Below are 777 nucleotides of genomic sequence, written 5' to 3'. Positions count from 1 at the left end.
AACAGTGAGGTAGGGCAATCGATGAGTGGCCATTCCAAGTGGGCTACCACGAAGCATAAGAAGGCTGTCATTGACGCTCGTCGTGGCAAGAATTTTGCTCGGTTGATCAAGAATATTGAGGTTGCGGCGCGGGTGGGTGGTGGGGATCCGTCGGGTAATCCGACGTTGTATGACGCCATTCAGAAGGCGAAGAAGAACTCGGTGCCCAATGACAATATTGAGCGGGCGCGTAAGCGTGGTGCTGGTGAGGAAGCTGGTGGGGCGGATTATCAGACGATCACCTATGAGGGGTACGGGCCTAACGGTGTGGCGGTGCTCATCGAGTGTTTGACCGATAACCGTAATCGGGCTGCTAGTGAGGTGCGGGTGGCGATGACGCGCAATGGGGGTCAGATGGCGGATCCTGGTTCGGTTGCCTACCTGTTCAGCCGTAAGGGCTTGATCACTTTGGACAAGAACTCCTTGACCGAGGATGACGTGTTGGCGGCGGTGTTGGATGCCGGTGCTGAGGATGTCAATGATGTGGGGGAGGGCTTTGAGGTGATTTCGGAGCCGGGGGATCTGGTGGCGGTGCGGACTGCGTTGGTGGAGGCCGGGATCGACTACGACTCGGCTGAGGCGAGTTTTCAGCCGTCGGTGAGCGTGCCGGTTGATGTCGAGGGTGCGCGCAAGGTGTTCAAGCTCGTCGAGGCGCTCGAGGATAGTGACGACGTGCAGAACGTGTGGACCAACGTCGACCTGTCCGACGAGGTCCTCGCAGCCCTCGAAACCGAATAG

The 777-nt window shown here is 58.4% G+C and carries 1 protein-coding gene; it reads left to right on the top strand.

What is annotated here, in order from left to right:
• Window positions 1-21: 21 nt before the first annotated feature.
• On the top strand, window positions 22-777 hold the full coding sequence (locus tag LI94_RS21350) for a YebC/PmpR family DNA-binding transcriptional regulator (RefSeq protein ID WP_024444049.1): 756 nt from the start codon (window positions 22-24) through the stop codon (window positions 775-777).

Origin of the sequence: Mycobacterium sp. UM_Kg27 (assembly GCF_000972905.1) — a bacterium.
Lineage (GTDB): Bacteria > Actinomycetota > Actinomycetes > Mycobacteriales > Mycobacteriaceae > Mycobacterium.
The sequence above is the reverse complement of the archived record's forward strand: the minus strand, read 5'-3'. Positions and strand labels throughout refer to the sequence as shown.

Bases quoted from the DNA above. Each gene is read 5' to 3' on its own strand.
- LI94_RS21350 (WP_024444049.1), top strand. From the start codon at position 22: ATGAGTGGCCATTCCAAGTGGGCTACCACGAAGCATAAGAAGGCTGTC.